An 18000-nucleotide genomic window follows, 5' to 3' on the forward strand; every position below is an offset into this window, starting at 1 on the left:
ATGATCGGGAATCAGGATTTTTGGACCAGCGGTTGCAAGCCGTCGGCGCTCATGATCAGGATCCGGTCGGCACTTGCGGCCGCGGCGGCAGAGTGCGTGACCATGATGGCCGATGCGCCGTTGGCCTTGATTTCCTGACGCAGCAGCGCCAGCACTTCATGTGCGGTATCTGGATCCAGGTTGCCGGTTGGCTCATCGGCAAGGATCAGTTTGGGCCGATGCACCAGGGCGCGTGCAATCGCCACCCGCTGCATTTCACCGCCCGACAGCTGGCGCGGAAAGTCGTTGCCGCGGCCGGCCAGTCCGACGGCGGCCAGCAATTCTGATGCACGCTCCGGCGGCGCGCCGTTAAGCAGCAAGGGCAGGGCGACGTTCTGCTGCAAGGTCAGGTGCGGCAATACGTGGAAAGCCTGGAAAATGAAGCCGAGTTTTTGACGACGCAAGAGAGTGGCGGCATCGTCGTTGAGGCTGGACATGTTGACGCCGTCGATCAGTATCGACCCGCTGTTAGCACTGTCGAGCCCTGCAATCAGGTTGAGCAGGGTTGATTTGCCGACGCCGGAATCGCCCATGATGGCGACGTATTCGCCAGCAGCCAGCGTGAAGTCGAGATGCGCCAGCACCACCCGGCCATGACCGTAAGACTTGCGTAGCCCATGGCATTGAAGCGCCGGGATAGCGTTGTCGATGCCGTTGTCGATAGCGGCATCGACAGTGTGGCTGGTTTCAAGGTTGGCGTGCATGCAGGCTTGTTTTTTCGAATAGGTTAACTGCCAACAGTGTAGTGGATTTTGGGGGATGATCAGGATTGCCTGGGTAACCCGTTTTCGGAGATCCTGTGGCTGGACTGGCTGTTGCCTCAGCTTAATAGTCAACAGAATGAAAATAATGTATCAAATAGTTGCAGGAGGTTGGAATAAACCCGTTGCGCCGGACGTTTAACTGCTATCCCAGCCGTCATTCCCGGCGCTGGTACCACGCACCACTTTTTATACCAATCATTCTAAGGAAAAATCATGAAAAAAACCCTATTTCTGCTACTCGGCTGCGCCACTCTCGCCTTACCAGCCTTGGCTGAAGCACCAAAGACCGTCAATGGGATACTTGTCGATGAAGCTGGCCGGACGCTGTATACCTTTGACAAGGACACTGTTCCCGGCAAGAGCGCCTGTGAAGGCGGCTGTGCCGCAAACTGGCCGGCGGCACAGGCGGATTCCTATGACAAGGCTGCCGGCGACTGGAGTTTTGTGACGGGCGCTGACGGCAAACGGCAATGGGCCTACAAGGGGCATCCGCTTTACCGTTTCGCCATGGACAAGAAAGCCGGCGATACCACTGGCGATGGCAAGGGTGGCATGTGGCATACGGCGAAACCTTGACGCCGCACGACACGACGCGGCGCTATGAAAAATAGCAGTTATTGACATTTTGCTTGGGTGCCAGAGTACGCCCCTATGAGTTTCGAAGCCGACATGGTGGTCTGGCTGCCGGTGCTGCGGCGTTATGCCCGCGCACTGACAGGCGATGCCGCGTGGGCTGACGACCTGGTGCAGGACACGGCGGAGCGTGCCCTGAATCGATGGCATACCTTGCAGCCGGAAAGTAATGTGCGAGCGTGGCTGTTGACGATTCTCAGGCATTTGTATATCGACCAGTTGCGCAAGCGCCGTGAATTTGCCGTTGATGATGAAAGCGCACCTTGGCGCACGATGGCGGCGCCGGCAGACGAAGTCGACGGACTGTTCCTGGCCGACGTGCAACGCGCGCTGTATAGCCTGCCGGTCGATCAGCGTGAGGTGCTGTTGCTGGTCGGCCTGGAAGAGCTCAGCTACCAGCAGGTGTCAGGCATATTGGGTATTCCGGTCGGCACGGTGATGTCGCGTTTGTCACGGGCTCGGGAACGCATGCGTTCTTTGTTAAAGGAAGATCCGGGCAGCAAACGGCCGCCGCTCAAGGTAGTGAAAAGCAAGCAGTAATAATAAGCAGTAATTAACAAACAATAATTAACAAACAATAATTAACAAGCAATAATAACGAGTAATGATGAACCGGTAACGACTCACGTAGCGAGACGATTAACGAGATACAGGTCATGAACGACGATAACAGCGCCAAGTTGCCGGATCCGGACCAGGCGCATTTGCAGGCCTTGTCGGCGTTGGTCGACAACGAGCTTTCCGCCGCCGAACGGGCGGCAATCATCGAACGGCTGGCGAGCGATCCGCAGGATGGCGCGCGGGTTGCCGACTACCGGGCACAAAATGCAGCATTAAAAGCCTTGTTTGCAACGCCGCAAGACGACGTTCGATGCATTTTCCTGCCGCGGCGGACGCCGTGGTGGCGCACTACCGGAGTAGCCGCCGGCTGGCTGGCTGCGGGGCTGCTGTGCGGGTTGTCGGCCGGCTGGCTGCGGCCGTATTTCTCCAGCGAACAACCGGCGTTCGCCAAACGGGCGGACATTGCCTACGCGGTCTATGCACCTGAGCAACGCCATCCGGTGGAAGTTGCCGCGGCCGAAGAAGAGCATCTGATCAGCTGGTTGTCGAAACGCCTCGATCGCCCTCTGAAAACGCCGTCGCTCCAGGAGTACGGCTACACGCTGGTTGGCGGGCGTTTGCTGCCTGGTGAAACAGGTCCGGCGGCGCAGTTCATGTATCAGAACGACAAGGGCGAACGGCTGACCCTGTACGTAACGGCAACAGCCAAAGACACCGCAGCGTTCCGGCTGCTCCATGACGGCAAGCGAAGTACCTTCTACTGGGTAAATCAGGGTATGGGGTATGCGCTGTCCGGCCAGACGTCGGTGGCGCAATTGCGCACCATGGCGATTGATGTGTGTAGCGCGTTGGGTGGGCATCCGGAGACGTGGCACTAACCGTTTCCATGCGCTTCCATGGATATCCTGCGCGCGACCAAATTCCCCCTCTGTCCGAAAATAAACATGGTGCTGGAATAGTGGGGCCCGCTTATTCGTTTACATGTTACAGGTGATCCTGTCGTTAAATAGTGCGCAGCGTAGTGCACAGCGGCGGCAGCCACCTGTGAGGCCAACCGATGTTGCCTTGCGCCCAATTTGCGCGCGTCCTTACGTCGGACCTTCATTGAGGACGACATCATGTACAACCAAATTCCTTTGATAGCACTGGTACTGGCACTTTCTGCCTGTACTACCGGCAGCCAGGGCACATCTGGCTACGCCGCCAAACCGGCTTGCCAGAAAGTGACAACCCAGGCTGAAATTAACGGTCAGGTGCAGCCTGTGAGTGGCATTGCCTGTAAGCAAAGCGACGATACGTGGCAATTGATGCAGAATACCGAGCGCGAGTACTACGGTTATTCTTACGCTTATTACGATCCCTGGTATTGGGGGCCGTTCGGCTTCGGTTCGCAGATAATCTTTGTCGACCGGGACCATCATCACCATCACTTTGACCATGCTTCGATGCAGCATCAAGGCTTTGCCAGAAACAGCATGTCGCGTAGCGGCGGGATGACACATCGCTAAATGCATCGCCGAGCTTGGCGAATTGACCTTCCCAGGGAGGCGGATTGCCACTATATTGAAAACAACACCCAATAGTTTCGATCCACCTCATTCCGGCGGAGGATTGTCATGTCAGTTTCCACTACCCTGGAGAACTGCCTGCGCAGCAAAGGCAGCCACTACAATATCTTGCAACATCCGCACAGCCACGCCAGCAGCGAAACCGCAGAGGTAGCGCATATTCCGGGTGATCGCCTGGCCAAGACGATCGTCCTGGAAGACGCCCAAGGCTATGTGGCAGCGGTGCTTCCTTCAACCTATCACTTGCAATTGTCAGAACTATGGGACCAGACCGGGCGCCGCCTGGTATTGGCCGACGAAGACGAATTGCGAGAACTGTTCAAGGATTGCGATATCGGGGCGCTGCATCCGGTATGCACTGCCTATGGCCTGCGAACCTATCTTGATGAGAGCCTGCTGCATCAGCCGGAAATCTACTTCGAGGCAGGTGATCACGAAGCGCTGATACAGATGCGTCGGGAACAGTTCCTCGATCTCATGGACCAGGCTGAAAGAGGCAGGTTCTCGTATCGGATATAAGGCAACGTGCGAGATGCAACTGATCACGGTAACCATCGATAAGCCGGAAACGACGAACTTCATCTTTGGCCAGGCCCACTTCATCAAAACCGTGGAGGATCTCCACGAAGCCTTGGTGGCCGCGGTGCCAGGCATCCGTTTCGGCGTGGCTTTTTGCGAAGCCTCCGGTAAATGCCTGGTGCGCTGGTCGGGTACCGATCCGGCCATGGTGGAACTAGCCAGGAAGAACGCGCAGGCGATTGCTGCAGGCCATTGCTTCTTCATTTTCCTTGGCGATGGCTTCTATCCGATTAACGTGTTGAACACAGTCAAAATGGTGCCGGAGGTATGCCGCATTTTTTGCGCAACAGCCAATCCAAGTGAAGTAATTCTTGCTGAAACCGGGCAGGGGCGCGCCGTGCTGGGTGTGGTGGATGGTCTCATCGCTAAAGGCGTCGAAGGCGACGACGACATCAAATGGCGTAAGGATCTGTTGCGGCAAATCGGTTATAAGCTGTGAGCGCGCAAGCAGTCGCGTGCGCAATTCAAGCCATCGTATCGGCTATGTATCGGCCATGAGCGGATTGCAAAAGTAAAAAACCGCCAGCGCAAAAATTTGCTAAACTCAACTGGACATTACCAAGCGCGAGGGAGCGGGTATGAGCCAGTGCAAGCCTCTGACGTTGCATGTTCCGGAACCGAGCGGCCGGCCCGGCCACGAAACCGACTTCTCCTACTTGCATCTGGCCGAGGCCGGCGCGGTACGCCGGCCGCCGCTGGAGGTGCTGCCATCCGACACCAGTGATCTGGCCTATGCGTTGGTACGTGTGCTGGATGACGACGGCAACGCCGTCGGCCCCTGGGCAGCGGATATAGATCGCGAATTGCTGCGCCGCGGAATGCGCGCCATGATGAAAACGCGGATTTTCGATGCCCGCATGGTGATCGCGCAGCGCCAGAAAAAGATGTCCTTCTACATGCAGAGCCTGGGCGAGGAAGCCATAGGCACGGCGCATGCGCTGGCGCTGCAGGAAGGCGATATGTGCTTTCCTACCTACCGCCAGCAAAGCCTGCTGATGGCGCGCGACGTACCGCTGGTGGATTTGATTTGCCAACTGTTGTCGAACCAGCGCGATCCGATGAAAGGGCGGCAGTTGCCGGTGCTGTACTCGGTGCGCGCGGCCGGTTTCTTTTCCATTTCCGGCAATCTTGCAACCCAATTCATCCAGGCGGTCGGCTGGGGCATGGCCTCGGCGATCAAGGGTGATACCAAAATCGCTTCAGCGTGGATTGGCGATGGCTCCACCGCTGAATCCGATTTTCACACCGCGCTCACTTTCGCGCATGTCTATCAAGCACCGGTGATTCTCAATGTCGTCAATAACCAGTGGGCCATCTCGACCTTTCAGACACTCGCCGGCGGCGAGAGCACCACGTTCGCCGCGCGCGGTATCGGCTGCGGCATCGCCTCGTTGCGGGTCGATGGCAACGACTTCCTGGCCGTGTATGCCGCCTCGCGATGGGCCGCGGAACGGGCACGCAGCAACCTGGGGCCAACCCTGATCGAATGGATTACCTATCGCGCCGGTCCGCATTCAACCTCGGACGATCCGTCCAAATATCGGCCGGCAGATGACTGGTCGCACTTCCCGTTGGGCGATCCGATTGCGCGTCTCAAACAGCATCTGATCAGGATTGGCGCGTGGTCCGAACAGGAGCATCAGGACACTGAAAAGGAGCTGGAGGCGCAAGTGATCGCAGCGCAGAAAGAGGCGGAACGCTACGGCACCTTGGCCAGCGGCCAGATTCCCAGCCCGGCGACGATGTTCGAGGATGTCTATAAAGACATGCCGGAGCATCTGCGGCAGCAGCGCCGGCAACTGGGAGTGTGATCATGGCGGCCCAGAAAGATGTGAAGTCTGAAACGATACCCATGACCATGATCCAGGCGCTGCGTTCGGCGATGGACATCATGCTGGAACGGGACAGCAATGTCGTCATATTCGGCGAGGACGTGGGGTTTTTTGGCGGCGTGTTCCGTTGTACTGACGGTTTGCAAGCGAAGTACGGCCCTTCGCGCGTATTCGACGCTCCGATCTCTGAAGGCGGGATTGTCGGTGCGGCAGTCGGCATGGCCGCCTATGGTTTGCGGCCGGTGGTCGAGATCCAGTTCGCCGATTATTTCTATCCGGCCTCGGACCAGATCGTCTCCGAGGCGGCGCGTCTGCGCTACCGTTCGGCCGGCGAATTCACGGCGTCGATGACGATCCGCATGCCCTGCGGCGGCGGCATTTACGGCGGCCAGACCCATAGCCAGAGCCCGGAAGCCTTGTTCACCCATGTCTGCGGCCTGCGTACGGTAATGCCATCCAACCCGTACGACGCCAAGGGTTTGCTGATTGCATCGATCGAGAATGACGATCCGGTGATTTTCCTGGAGCCGAAACGGCTGTATAACGGCCCGTTCGACGGTCACCACGACCAGCCGGTGGTGCCGTGGTCCAAACATCCGCTGGGCGAGGTGCCGGAGGGCTATTACACGGTGCCGCTCGAATCCGCAGCGATATATCGTCCCGGCGCCGAGTTGACGGTGCTGACCTACGGCACCATGGTATTCGTGTCCGCAGCCGCGGCACGCGAGACCGGCATCGACGCTGAAATTATCGATTTGCGCAGCCTGTGGCCGCTCGACCTTGAAACCATCGTCGCCTCGGTCAAGAAGACCGGGCGCTGTGTCGTGGTGCACGAAGCTACCCGCACCAGCGGCTTCGGCGCGGAACTGGCGGCACTGGTGCAGGAACACTGTTTCTACCATCTGGAAGCACCGATCGAACGTGTAACCGGTTGGGATACGCCTTATCCGCACGCGCAGGAATGGGCATATTTCCCCGGTCCGGACCGGGTCGGGGCGGCCTTCAAACGCGCGCTGGAGGCACGATGAGTATCCATGTAATCAAAATGCCGGATATCGGCGAAGGGATTGCGGAGGTTGAATTGGTGGCCTGGCGCGTGCAGGTCGGCGAGCGCGTGGTCGAGGACCAGATATTGGCAGACGTGATGACGGACAAGGCTACCGTCGAAATTCCGTCACCGGTGACAGGCAGCGTGGTGGCGCTGGGTTGCGAGCCTGGCCAGGTGCTGGCAGTGGGCGGCGAGCTGATACGTCTTGAGGTTGAACAAACGGAGCATGCCGGCGCAGCATTGACTGCTGTGCCAGAGACACCTGTAATGCCAATGCCGGTCGCCGCATTGACGACGGCAACGCCGGCCGCCAAACTGCCGGTGCCGGTTCGAGGAACCGGTTCGGTACAGGCTATGCGACAAGCTGGCAATGCGCCGACGGCGTCGCCAGCTGTGCGCCGGCGCGCCCACCAGCTTGGGGTTGCGTTGCAAGATGTGCCTGCCAGTGGCGTCGATGGCCGTATCACGCATGAAGATCTCGACGCCTATGTCACGCATGGCGCCCGCGGCAGCGGCCCGCCGGCGGTGACTCTCGACGACGGGCGCTTCACCGAGCGCCACGGCGAAGAAGCGATACCGGTGATCGGTTTGCGTCGCAAGATCGCGCAGAAAATGCAGGAATCCAAGCGCCGCATCCCGCATTTCACCTACGTTGAAGAATGCGACGTCACCGAAATCGAGGCGTTACGCGCACATCTGAACGCGAGATGGGGCGGCGAACGAGGTCGCCTGACCCTGCTGCCGCTGCTGATGCGCGCCATGGTGCTGGCGTTGCGCGCGTACCCGCAATGCAACGCCCGTTTCGACGATGATGCCGGCGTGGTCACGCGTTACAGCGCAGTGCATATCGGCATAGCCACCCAGACCGCGGCCGGTTTGATGGTGCCGGTAGTGCATCATGCCGAGGCGCGCGACCTTTGGTCCAGCGCTGCCGAAATCACCCGTCTGGCTGACGCTGCGCGGGCGGGCAGCGCGGTGCGAGCGGAACTCTCCGGCTCAACCATCACGATTACCAGCCTGGGCGCCTTGGGCGGCCTGGTGTCGACGCCCGTGATCAATCACCCGGAGGTGGCGATTGTCGGTGTCAACCGGATTATCGAGCGGCCGGTGATACGTGACAATGTCGTGGTGGCGCGCAAGATCATGAATCTGTCGTCCTCGTTCGATCATCGGGTGGTCGACGGTTTGGATGCCGCCGAATTCGTGCAGTCGCTGCGCGCTTATCTCGAATCGCCTGCCACTTTGTTTGTGGATTAGCTCGAATGTGATCCCGGTATCTTCCGGTCGATGCCGTGGCCTGAAAAACAAACGAGTCAATCACCGCTAGACATTGGTCGAAAAGGCGATTATCTTGGTATGCAGGCACTCTCGCCGGGCTGCATTTCAACTGCTAAAAAAAGTGACGCTACGTACTTGGAGCAAGTTGCTGTTGTTGATCAGTTTACTCGGGCTGCTGGGGTTCGTGGCCCGACTGATCAACAGCGAATTGCGCTCATCTAAATGGCAAGCGCGTCACCTGTCCGAACTCGACCGTGAACTGACATTCAAACTTGAGCCCGGGGCAAGCGCTGCGATCCGTTTTCCTAAAACCGGCCCTTACGACGAACGCCTGGGGTATAGCAAGATCCCGGCCTTTACCCAATATCTGGCCACGCACGATTACCTGATTACGCAACAAGCCCGGATCTCGCCAAAGCTTGCGCGCCTCGCAGATAGAGGACTGTCTCTTGCCTACAGCGAGAAGACTCAGGCGGGCCTCGATTTACTCGATTGCAATGATCAATCTCTGTACTCGGAACGTTTCCCCGAGCGCAGTTATAAAGATTTCGAATCGGTTCCGCGCTTGTTGACAGACACACTGCTCTTCATCGAAGACCGTGACTTGCTCACTGCCAGTTATCCGCAGCACAATCCGGCGGTCAACTGGGGCCGTTTCGGCAAGGCGGTCTTCGATCAGGCGCTGCATGTGTTCGATAAATCGCACCAGACGCCGGGAGCCAGCACATTGGCGACGCAGATCGAAAAATATCGTCATTCGCCTGAGGGGCGCACCGCATCGCCGCAGGAAAAACTGCGGCAGATGGCGTCGGCTTCGGTCAAGGCGTATCTGGGGGGCGAAAACACGCTCGCGGCGCGCAGAGAGATTATGGCGGATTACCTGAATACCGTACCGCTTGCGGCCAAGCCAGGCTATGGTGAGATCGATGGCCTGGGTGACGGCATGTGGGCCTGGTACGGTCGTGATTTCGCGGAGGTGAACCGGCTTCTGGACAACAAGGTGGGCAATGATGCCGATCCGGCGCAAGACGATCCCGGCCAGCTGGGGAGCAAGGCAGAGGCATTCAAGCAAGCGCTTTCACTAATGATCGCACAACGCCGGCCGTCCTATTACCTGCGGGAAGGCGCTGCCGACCTGGAGCAGTTAACCGACAGCCATTTGCGGGTGCTGGCGGCAGCGGGTGTTATCCCGGCGGCGCTGCGCGACGCGGCGTTGCCGGTCAAGTTGAACCTGCAGCAAAAATCGGTCAGCGCGCCGCCGATTTCATTTGTTACGCGTAAAGCGGTGACTGCATTGCGCGCCAATCTTTCCGGCTTGTTGCATGTCAACCACCTTTACGACCTGGACCGTCTCGATCTCACCGCAGCGACCACCATGAATGGCGAAATGCAACGCGAGGTGACGACCGTGCTGCGCCAACTCAAGACGCCCGCCAATGCAAAAGCGGCGGAACTGTATGGTCATAACATGCTCAGCCCGGGAGATGATCCAGGCAAGTTGATTTTCAGCTTTACGCTGTTCGAACGGCGCGGCGGCGCCAATCTGTTGCGCGTGCAAACCGATAATTTCGATCAGCCGTTCGACATCAACGAGGGCGCCAGGCTCAACCTGGGATCTACCGCCAAGTTGCGCACGTTGATTACCTACCTCGAAATAATCGCCGATCTGCACCAGCGTTACGCCGGCATGACAGCGGAGCAGCGAGCCCGGGTACAGGTAGTGAAAGAGGACGTGCTGAGCCAATGGGCGTTGATCTACCTGGCGCAAGCAAAGGACCTGGCTTTGCCGCCGATGCTGGAAGCGGCCATGGAACGCCGCTACTCGGGCAGTCCGGGGGAGGCATTTGTGACCGGCGGCGGCGTGCAGACATTCACGAATTTCGAATCTGAAGAGAACACCAAGGTGATGACGATACGCGAAGGTTTCCAGCAGTCGGTGAACCTGGTCTTTATACGGCTAATGCGCGACATCGTACGGCATTACAAATTCAAGATGGCTGGCGCCGATCCCGGCGCCGCATCGCTGGATGACCTGAGTGCGGCGAAGCGACAAGAAATGCTATCTCGCTTTGCCGACAGGGAAGGGCGCCAGTTCATGGTTCGCTTCTACCGGAAATACCACGGCAAGACACCGCAGGAGGCGCAGGAACTGTTGTTGGAAAACATGCATCCGGTGCCGGCACGCCTTGCCACGGTGTTCCGTAGCATAACGCCGGAAGCGGATCTGCAGCATTTCTCTGCTTTCATGCGCAAGCAGTTTCCCAAAGACGGCTTGTCGGATGCCAAGTTGCAGGCGCTGTACGTGCAGTACGGGCCGGACAAATTTTCACTGGCCGATCGCGGCTATATCGCGCGCATTCATCCACTGGAATTGTGGCTGCTCGGATTCATGCATCAGTATCCGGACGCAACGCTGACGCAAACGCTGGACGCCAGCCGCGACGCGCGTCAGGATGTCTACGCCTGGCTGTTCAAGACCCGTAATAAAAACAAGCAAGATAAACGCATCCGGCAAATGCTGGAGCTTGAAGCGTTTCTGGAGATCGGCCGCGACTGGCGGCGACTCGGATATCCCTTCGAATCCCTTACTCCCTCATATGCAACCGCGGTCGGCGCTTCGGGTGACCGGCCGGCGGCGCTGGCGGAACTGATGGGAATTATCGTCAACAAGGGCATGCGTCTGCCGCTCAGGAAGTTGCAAACCCTGGAACTGGCGCAAGGAACGCCATATGAAACGCACTTTGAGAATAGCGGACCGGCGGCGGAACGGCTTTTACCGCAAGAGATAACGGACGTGGTGCAACGTTCGCTGATTGATGTGGTCGAGGGGGGCACAGCCAAACGACTCAAGGGCGGTTTGCCATCACGCCATGCGAACGGCAAGCCGATTGGAATCGGCGGAAAAACCGGCACCGGCGATCAGCGTTTCGAGGTCTACGCGGCGGGCGGCAGGCTGATTTCCTCGCGCGCCGTGAATCGTTCCGCCACCTTCGTGTTCTTTATCGGCGACCGTTTCTTCGGAACCATGACCGCTTACGTCCACGAGCCCTATGCTGCCAGCTACAAGTTCACGAGTGCGCTTTCGGTACAATTGCTCAAGTCGTTGACCCCGACCTTGCTTCCCATGGTGGAAGCGGATGCAAGCGACACGTTGTTAGCTTGTCGCCATTGATTCTTCTTGAACTTGCTTTGCAAGTGATACTCTACATCCCGTATCATGTTGCAAAATCAAGGAACCTGCGATGGCCGCAGGGCTGACTACAGGTAAGCCGGCTAACTTGCCGGACGTAGTTGCACGCAGTTGCGTTTTCATGTCTTTCAACCATAGAAATATTCTCATGGCCACCCCATTTCATCCGTCCGACCTGAAAAAATCTGCAAAAAATATCACGATGCGATTCGTCTCGATTTCGTGGCGCGACCTGGCGATCAGTTTCGGTCCGATTGTCTTGCTGGCGATCGTCGCCATCTGGCTGGCGATCTGGTTCATCCATCCGGCGCCGCCGAAGACCATCACCATGGCCACCGGTCCCGAGCAGAGCAACTTCTGGAATACGGCAGAGAAATACAAGAAGATTTTGGCGCGCAACGGTATCAAACTCAACATCGTGACTTCGGAAGGGTCGCTGGACAATCTGAAAAAAATAAGCGATCCGAAGTCCGGTATCGATGTCGCTTTTGTCCAGGGCGGGGTGGCTGGCGACCTGCCCATCGATCAGCTGGTGTCGCTGGGTAGTGTTTCTTATGTGCCCGTCTCGGTGTTTTATCGCGGCCAGGAAAAAATTGACCGGCTGTCAGAGCTGAGCGGAAAGAAGGTGGCGATCGGCGCACCAGGCAGCGGTTCGCGCGTGTTGGCATTAACCTTGTTGAAAGCCAACGGCATCGAAGCCGGCGGCAAGGCGGAGTTACTCGATATCGGTGGCGACGAAGCTGCGAAGGCGCTGACCGATGGCAAGATCGACGCTGCCTTTCTGATGGGCGATTCGGCCTCGCCGCCGACCATGGGCAAGCTGTTGCGTACGCCTGGCATTCGTCTTCTCGATTTTGCGCAGGCGAGTGCCTATGCGCGCCGCTTCAGCTATCTGACCGAACTGAAAATTCCAAAAGGTGTGTTCGATCTGGGTAAAAACATTCCCAGCCGCGACATTCGCCTGATTGCCCCCACCGCCGAACTGATCGCCCGCGATGATCTGCATCCGGCACTCTCCGATTTGTTGATCGAGGCCGCCAAGGAAGTGCACAGCGGCGCCAATGTGCTGCAGCGTGCCGACGAATTCCCGGCGCCACTGGCGCATGAGTTCCACATCAGCGACGATGCCGCCCGTTACTATAAGTCGGGCAAGAGCTTCTTCTACCGTACCTTGCCGTTCTGGCTTGCCAGCCTGGTCGACCGTACTTTAGTGGTGCTGCTGCCGATTATCTTGTTGCTGATCCCTGGTTTCAAGTTGGTGCCGCTGCTCTACGGCTGGCGCATCAAATCGCGCATTTATCGCTGGTACGGGATTTTGATCGCACTGGAACGTGCCGCCGTCACCGACACCGACACCCCGGAACAACAGGCAGAGCTGTTGAAGCGCCTGGATAGTATCGAAGAAGCGGTTAACCGGATGAAAATGCCGCTGGCTTTTGCCGATCAATTTTATGTATTGCGCGAGCACATCGGCTTTGTGCGCATGCGCTTGCTTAATCGGAGCTAAGTTCCAGCTGAGCTCGGTTGACCGGACCGGACCTGCAGCTGAAGTAATGCCTTGCAAGCGGCCAAAATATATAGCACATTACGAGTGGCAATGGCAGGCCTGCGCGCTAAAACATCTTTGCAAATTGCCCTGCGGCATCAGTTATCATTTGGCGGATATTTGTTACTCGAGCAGAGGTGAGCCATGAGATTCCCTGTTTCTGTCATATGCGTGTTGCTGTTTGCACAATCCGCACCGGCGTTTGCGGCGCTTGGTGCAGCCGTCGGTCCGGCCGGCGGCACAGACCAGGCCCAGTCAGACTCGGCGCGTGCCAAGGCCAGCGCACGGGTGACCAGCTACAACGGGTATTCGGTTAGTGAGGTGGCGGAGCCGTCGGGTACCACGGTGCGGGAATATATAGGCGCAGACAACATCGTGTTTGCCGTCAGCTGGCAAGGCCCCAGCATGCCGAACCTGCAGCAATTGCTAGGCAGTTATGCCGATCAATATGTGAGCGCAGCCAGCGCGCCGCATCCGGGACGACGCGCGGTAGCGATTCAGTCGGATCGGCTGGTATTGCATTCGGGTGGACATATGCGCTCCTTCGCCGGCAGTGCGTATGTACCTGCCTTGCTGCCGCAAGGCGTAACTCCTGACAATATTCGCTGACCGGGGATGACTATGCGCTTCTTGACGTATCTGCTTTGCCTGTTCTGCAGTCTCCTCTTGCTTGCCTGTGGCGGCGGTGGCGGTTCTGACAGTGGTTCAACGCCGGCGCCGACACCGCAACCGCAACCCGCTCAAAATGTCCAGACACTGGTGCTCGATAGCGGACCCCTGACGGCTTCCGGCCAGTCGGTCGGCGCCGTCAATTCACCCTATGTCACGTTGACCATCTGCCAGCCTGGCAGTACGACGCAATGCCAGACCATCGATCACATTCTGGTGGATACCGGATCGAGTGGTTTGCGGATCATGTCTTCTGTCCTGGCCGGCAATATGGCCCTGCCGTCGGTGACCAGCGCCAACGGCAACCCCGTAGCCGAATGCGCACGGTTTGCTGACGGCTATAGCTGGGGCTCGGTGAAACAGGCAGATTTGCGTATCGCCGGCGAGGTTGCCAGTGGCATCTCGGTACACATCATAGGCGACAGCGCCTTTCCGACTGTGCCCAGCGGCTGTTCCGGCAGCCTGGTGGCGGAAAATACAGTGGCGGCATTCCATGCCAACGGCTTGCTCGGCATCAGTACCTTTGCCCAGGATTGCGGCGGGGCCTGTGCCAGCCAGGCGCTGGCGGGCTGGTATTACTCCTGCTCAAGCGTGAATTGCAGCGCTATCGCGCTGGCGCTGGGCCAGCAAGTGGGCAATCCGGTAGCGGTTTTCCCGCAGGATAATAATGGCACGCTGATACAACTGCCGGCCGTCGGCGCAAATGGCGCGTCCGGCGTGACAGGTTCGCTGATTTTCGGCATCGGCACGCAAGCCAACAATGCATTGGGCAGCGCTACCATCTATACCTTGAACAGTTCCGGCAACTTGAACACCTTGTATCAGGGACAGACTACGCCGGCTTTTTTTGACAGTGGATCGAATGGATTGTTCTTTGCCGATTCGTCTATTCCCAACTGCACCCTGAGCACAGGTTTTTACTGCCCTTCGTCGACGTTGAGCAAGAGTGCGGTGAATACCGGCCTGAACGGCCGTAGTAATAACGTCAGTTTCAATGTTGCCAATGCAGATTCCCTGTTCAGGGCCAACCCGAATAACACGGCATTCAGCAATTTGGCAGGCGCGGAGGCTTTTGCTTCATTTTTCGACTGGGGGCTGCCATTCTACTTCGGGCGCTCGGTTTATACCGCGCTTGAAGGCGTAACAGCTGGCGGTACGGTGGGGCCGTACGTTGCTTATTGAACCGCAGCCAGCGGAATTGCCGTGAATTACCTGAGGGCGCACAATCATGCGCCCCTTTTTTTGTTTGTCGGCGAGCAGATCCGCTCTTTATCTACCCTTTATCGACTCGGTAGATAACGGGATGGGTCGACCGGTTTTCCCTGCCGGCGGATTTCGAAATACAGTTTGACTGAGTTGCTGTCGGATTTGCCCATCTCGGCAATTTGCTGACCCTTACCGACCATCTGCCCCTCTTTGACGACGATGGTCTTGTTGTGGGCGTAGATCGATAGCAGATTGCTGTTATGTTTGACGATGACAAGGTTGCCGTAGCCGCGTATGCCGCTGCCGGAATACATGACTTTGCCGGCCGCGGCGGCCAGAACCGGCTGCCCGAGCTGGCCGAAAATATCTATCCCTTTCTTTCCCTGGCCGAGGCCGCTGGCGGATTTGCCGCTTGCAGGCCAGGTCCAGTCGATTTTGTCTTTTTCGTCGTTGGATGGGCTGGAGGCGGTGCTGTTGTCGACGCTACGCGGCGTGGTCGTGCCGCTGACACGAGCGCCTTGGGAGGCGACTCGCAATACTTGACCCACCTTGATGTCATTGGGGTCCGACAGCTTGTTCCAGTTGATGATGGCGCTATTGCTAAGCCGGAATTTGCGCGCGATGCTGGATAAGGTGTCGCCCTTTTGCACAGTGTAATAGCCGGGGCCGCTGGGCTGCGCTGCGCCACTGGTATCGGAGCCGGACGGCGTGCTGCAGGCGGTGAGGGCGGCCAGCAGAATCAGTGCAAGGCCGAATTTTCTAATTCTGTCTGGATTTTGCGAGCTGGATGCTGCTGTTTTCTGGACCAACAATGACATTCCTCTAATCAATAAATCTCGGCATAGAGCGGGAAAAAGATCTTGCCCACCCCGCACCTTGTTTCGCTTTGGTCAAAGAATGACCGGCAACGTTCGGCTAGTGCGCATCCTCTGACCTTGTTTGGCTTAACTAGTTGCGTATTCCGCATCCACTGTGTCAGGGCCACGCATGTGTTGCCACTTTTTCTAGAGATTTAAGGATATCTCAATTGTGCCGATGAGGTAAATCTCGATGTCGATCCGTCGAAGCTGGATTGACTGTCAATCCCGGGCGGGCAGCAGCCTTCTTTTTAGATATCGATAAGATAATTAATTGTACCCGTCCGCAGCTTGCCGTTACGTTACATGTAACGTATCAAGTGTTGCCAGGTAACACGGTTTTCAGGTCATCAGGATTTGATTGGAAATTTTCTTAGTCATTGATTTGTAAAGCTTTATTTCTTTTCTTTATGGAAAAATAACGACCTTCTATTTCTCTTTATTTGAGGTTTTTCAGTTGGCATGCTCCTTGCGGAATAGACAAGCAGGGACAACTGGTTCGAACTTTCAATAAGGGGAAATACATCATGAATACATCGCAAAAAGGCGGTCTGATTGTCGCATCGTTATTGTTGACCAGTTTGTTGGCCGGTTGCGCCAGCGGCGGCGACCTGGGTAAATCACTTGGCTCGGCAGCAGGAACCGGACAGGGAGCAGGCGGTACCGGCGCTGGTACAGGCGGCGGCGCGGGCGGCGGTGGCGATGGGGGTGGTTCGGGTGGCGGTGCAGGTGGTGGTGATGGTACCGGTGGTGGCACTGGCGGAGGTACCGGCGGCGGTGATGGCGGCGGTAACGGCGGTGGTAATGGTGGTGGTAACGGCGGCGGTAATGGTGGTGGTAACGGCGGCGGTAATGGCGGTGGCGGCGGTGGTGGCACAGGTGCTGCAAGTAACTTGCTCACCAACCTTGGTGGCACCGTATCTGGCACAGGCGCCGCGCTTGGCGGGATAGGCAGCACTGTGATCAATAACGTGCCGATCCTGTCTCCCCAGGCAAAAAGCGGTCTGGCCGGAGTGGTTGATAACGGCACGGGCATTGTTTCTACCTTGGGTGCAGGTATCACCAACGGACTGGGTCAGCTCGGCACCAATCCGGACGCGGTCGGCACTACGCTCGGCAGTACCGGCGGGGTAATCACGGGCCTGGGAAAGACTGTAGAGAGCGCAGGGCAACTGGTCACCGGATTGGGCAGCGGCCCATTGGCGCCATTGGCCGTAGTGACCACGCCTCTGGGCGATGTGGTGACAAAGGTCGGCGCTACTGTCGCCGGACTGGGAGACCCGTTGACCCACGTCTTGACTACCGGTCCGGTGGAACAAATCACCCAGACCGTCGGCCAGGCAATTGTACCGCTGACCAGCACGGTGACTACCTTGACGCAAACAATCGGCAATACAACCGGCCTGAACCAGCCGGTGAACACCTTGCTGGTGACGGCCGGCGGTGCCGTAAATACTCTGGGAAGCGCACTGACCGGCACCAAGGCGCCTGTGGTCAGCAACCTGGGGCCGGTGGTGAGCGATGTGGGCGTTATCGTGGCTGGTCTCGGCACGAATGCCCTGGTCGGTACCGGTCAACCTCTGCTCGGCAACAAGACAGGCGGCTTATTGCAGCCTTTGAATAGCGCTCTTACGGGCGTGCTTGGTGGAGTGGGCGGAGCTGCCGGTGGCGGTCCATTGGGCCCAGTCACCGGTTTGCTGGGTGGTTTGACTGGCGGTCTCGGCGGCGCCTCAGGTTCGGGTAGCGGCCCACTGGCTCCGATAACCGGCTTGCTGGGCGGTTTGACCGGCGGTCTCGGCGGTGCAACAGGTTCAACTGGCGGACCACTGGCTCCGGTAACCGGTTTGTTGAGCGGCTTGACCGGTGCCGTCGGCAGTACAACAGGCTCTACCGGCGGGCCATTGGCTCCGGTAACCGGCTTGCTGAGCGGTTTGACCAGCGGTCTCGGCGGTGCCGCAGGTGCGGGCGCGGGGCCATTGGCCCCGGTCACCAAGCTGGTAGGTAGCTTGACTGGTGCGGTCGGTGGTGCGGCGGGTGCAGGCGCGGGCGCCAGCCCACTGGCTCCGGTCACTAATCTGGTCGCCGGCTTGACTAGTGCAGTCAGTGGCGGAACCGGATCAACCGCCAGCCCGCTGGCGCCGGTAACAGGCTTGCTTGGCGGATTGTTGGGCGGTGCTAAGAAATAATGGTTGAGTGTTTTTCAGGGAAGCGCTGGCAAGGCGCCAGGCTT

Annotated in this window: 16 protein-coding genes; 14 read left to right on the top strand and 2 right to left on the bottom strand. The window is 58.1% G+C overall.

Features of this window, described 5'->3' with window-relative positions; all coding sequences use genetic code 11:
- Window positions 1-11: 11 nt before the first annotated feature.
- Window positions 12-743 (bottom strand): ABC transporter ATP-binding protein, encoded by a 732-nt coding sequence (locus tag BM029_RS00780; RefSeq protein ID WP_092431724.1) that lies wholly within the window; start codon window positions 741-743, stop codon window positions 12-14.
- Between the two features lie 273 nt (window positions 744-1016).
- Between BM029_RS00780 and BM029_RS00785 the strand changes: the two genes are divergently transcribed.
- The 13 genes from BM029_RS00785 to BM029_RS00845 all read left to right on the top strand — a co-directional run bounded on the left by BM029_RS00785 (window position 1017) and on the right by BM029_RS00845 (window position 14889).
- Window positions 1017-1379 (top strand): COG4315 family predicted lipoprotein, encoded by a 363-nt coding sequence (locus BM029_RS00785; protein ID WP_092431725.1) that lies wholly within the window; start codon window positions 1017-1019, stop codon window positions 1377-1379.
- 75 nt (window positions 1380-1454) lie between these two features.
- Window positions 1455-1976 (top strand): sigma-70 family RNA polymerase sigma factor, encoded by a 522-nt coding sequence (locus tag BM029_RS00790; RefSeq protein ID WP_092431727.1) that lies wholly within the window; start codon window positions 1455-1457, stop codon window positions 1974-1976.
- Window positions 1977-2092: 116 nt separating this feature from the next.
- The gene (locus BM029_RS00795) at window positions 2093-2875 is read left to right on the top strand and encodes an anti-sigma factor family protein (RefSeq protein WP_092431729.1); all 783 of its coding nucleotides are present in this window, start codon (window positions 2093-2095) and stop codon (window positions 2873-2875) included.
- A gap of 240 nt (window positions 2876-3115) precedes the next feature.
- Window positions 3116-3505 carry a hypothetical protein gene (locus BM029_RS00800; protein ID WP_092431730.1) on the top strand — a complete coding sequence of 130 codons (390 nt, stop codon included), beginning with the start codon at window positions 3116-3118 and terminating at the stop codon, window positions 3503-3505.
- Between the two features lie 108 nt (window positions 3506-3613).
- Window positions 3614-4084, top strand: coding sequence for an aminoacyl-tRNA deacylase (locus tag BM029_RS00805; protein ID WP_092415622.1), 471 nt, complete (start codon window positions 3614-3616; stop codon window positions 4082-4084).
- Between the two features lie 13 nt (window positions 4085-4097).
- On the top strand, window positions 4098-4583 hold the full coding sequence (locus tag BM029_RS00810) for an adenosine-specific kinase (RefSeq protein ID WP_092431731.1): 486 nt from the start codon (window positions 4098-4100) through the stop codon (window positions 4581-4583).
- Window positions 4584-4722: 139 nt separating this feature from the next.
- Window positions 4723-5955, top strand: coding sequence for a 3-methyl-2-oxobutanoate dehydrogenase (2-methylpropanoyl-transferring) subunit alpha (locus tag BM029_RS00815; RefSeq protein ID WP_092431733.1), 1233 nt, complete (start codon window positions 4723-4725; stop codon window positions 5953-5955).
- A 2-nt stretch (window positions 5956-5957) separates the two neighbouring features.
- Window positions 5958-7004: an alpha-ketoacid dehydrogenase subunit beta gene (locus tag BM029_RS00820; protein WP_170850940.1), complete on the top strand. Its 1047-nt coding sequence runs from the start codon at window positions 5958-5960 to the stop codon at window positions 7002-7004.
- Window positions 7001-8281: a dihydrolipoamide acetyltransferase family protein gene (locus BM029_RS00825; RefSeq protein ID WP_092431735.1), complete on the top strand. Its 1281-nt coding sequence runs from the start codon at window positions 7001-7003 to the stop codon at window positions 8279-8281. Before BM029_RS00820 ends, BM029_RS00825 begins: the two co-directional genes overlap by 4 nt.
- A gap of 142 nt (window positions 8282-8423) precedes the next feature.
- Window positions 8424-11474, top strand: a complete 3051-nt coding sequence (locus BM029_RS00830) for a transglycosylase domain-containing protein (protein ID WP_244544842.1) — start codon at window positions 8424-8426, stop codon at window positions 11472-11474.
- Between the two features lie 166 nt (window positions 11475-11640).
- Window positions 11641-12999, top strand: coding sequence for a TAXI family TRAP transporter solute-binding subunit (locus tag BM029_RS00835; RefSeq protein WP_092432036.1), 1359 nt, complete (start codon window positions 11641-11643; stop codon window positions 12997-12999).
- A gap of 183 nt (window positions 13000-13182) precedes the next feature.
- Window positions 13183-13647, top strand: coding sequence for a DUF2844 domain-containing protein (locus BM029_RS00840; protein ID WP_092431737.1), 465 nt, complete (start codon window positions 13183-13185; stop codon window positions 13645-13647).
- A gap of 12 nt (window positions 13648-13659) precedes the next feature.
- Window positions 13660-14889, top strand: coding sequence for a DUF3443 domain-containing protein (locus tag BM029_RS00845; protein ID WP_244544843.1), 1230 nt, complete (start codon window positions 13660-13662; stop codon window positions 14887-14889).
- Between the two features lie 98 nt (window positions 14890-14987).
- Here BM029_RS00845 and BM029_RS00850 read toward each other — a convergent pair whose 3' ends face one another.
- The gene (locus BM029_RS00850; protein ID WP_170850941.1) at window positions 14988-15731 is read right to left on the bottom strand and encodes a peptidoglycan DD-metalloendopeptidase family protein; all 744 of its coding nucleotides are present in this window, start codon (window positions 15729-15731) and stop codon (window positions 14988-14990) included.
- Window positions 15732-16297: 566 nt separating this feature from the next.
- On the opposite strand from BM029_RS00850, the gene BM029_RS00855 reads away from it, so the two are divergent.
- Entirely contained in the window at window positions 16298-17956 is a 1659-nt protein-coding gene (locus tag BM029_RS00855) for a collagen-like triple helix repeat-containing protein (RefSeq protein WP_092431744.1), read from the top strand.
- The last annotated feature ends 44 nt before the right edge of the window (window positions 17957-18000 follow it).

Origin of the sequence: Collimonas sp. OK607, from assembly GCF_900111995.1 — a bacterium.
Classification (GTDB): Bacteria; Pseudomonadota; Gammaproteobacteria; order Burkholderiales; family Burkholderiaceae_D; genus Collimonas.

What these genes read in the sequence shown, in the direction of transcription:
- BM029_RS00780 (WP_092431724.1), bottom strand. Translation starts at nt 743, where the DNA reads ATGCACGCCAACCTTGAAACCAGCCACACTGTCGATGCCGCTATCGAC.
- BM029_RS00835 (WP_092432036.1), top strand. Translation starts at nt 11,641, where the DNA reads ATGGCCACCCCATTTCATCCGTCCGACCTGAAAAAATCTGCAAAAAAT.
- BM029_RS00800 (WP_092431730.1), top strand. Translation starts at nt 3,116, where the DNA reads ATGTACAACCAAATTCCTTTGATAGCACTGGTACTGGCACTTTCTGCC.
- BM029_RS00805 (WP_092415622.1), top strand. Translation starts at nt 3,614, where the DNA reads ATGTCAGTTTCCACTACCCTGGAGAACTGCCTGCGCAGCAAAGGCAGC.
- BM029_RS00790 (WP_092431727.1), top strand. Translation starts at nt 1,455, where the DNA reads ATGAGTTTCGAAGCCGACATGGTGGTCTGGCTGCCGGTGCTGCGGCGT.
- BM029_RS00850 (WP_170850941.1), bottom strand. Translation starts at nt 15,731, where the DNA reads ATGTCATTGTTGGTCCAGAAAACAGCAGCATCCAGCTCGCAAAATCCA.
- BM029_RS00815 (WP_092431733.1), top strand. Translation starts at nt 4,723, where the DNA reads ATGAGCCAGTGCAAGCCTCTGACGTTGCATGTTCCGGAACCGAGCGGC.
- BM029_RS00785 (WP_092431725.1), top strand. Translation starts at nt 1,017, where the DNA reads ATGAAAAAAACCCTATTTCTGCTACTCGGCTGCGCCACTCTCGCCTTA.
- BM029_RS00825 (WP_092431735.1), top strand. Translation starts at nt 7,001, where the DNA reads ATGAGTATCCATGTAATCAAAATGCCGGATATCGGCGAAGGGATTGCG.
- BM029_RS00855 (WP_092431744.1), top strand. Translation starts at nt 16,298, where the DNA reads ATGAATACATCGCAAAAAGGCGGTCTGATTGTCGCATCGTTATTGTTG.
- BM029_RS00810 (WP_092431731.1), top strand. Translation starts at nt 4,098, where the DNA reads ATGCAACTGATCACGGTAACCATCGATAAGCCGGAAACGACGAACTTC.
- BM029_RS00845 (WP_244544843.1), top strand. Translation starts at nt 13,660, where the DNA reads ATGCGCTTCTTGACGTATCTGCTTTGCCTGTTCTGCAGTCTCCTCTTG.
- BM029_RS00820 (WP_170850940.1), top strand. Translation starts at nt 5,958, where the DNA reads ATGGCGGCCCAGAAAGATGTGAAGTCTGAAACGATACCCATGACCATG.
- BM029_RS00840 (WP_092431737.1), top strand. Translation starts at nt 13,183, where the DNA reads ATGAGATTCCCTGTTTCTGTCATATGCGTGTTGCTGTTTGCACAATCC.
- BM029_RS00795 (WP_092431729.1), top strand. Translation starts at nt 2,093, where the DNA reads ATGAACGACGATAACAGCGCCAAGTTGCCGGATCCGGACCAGGCGCAT.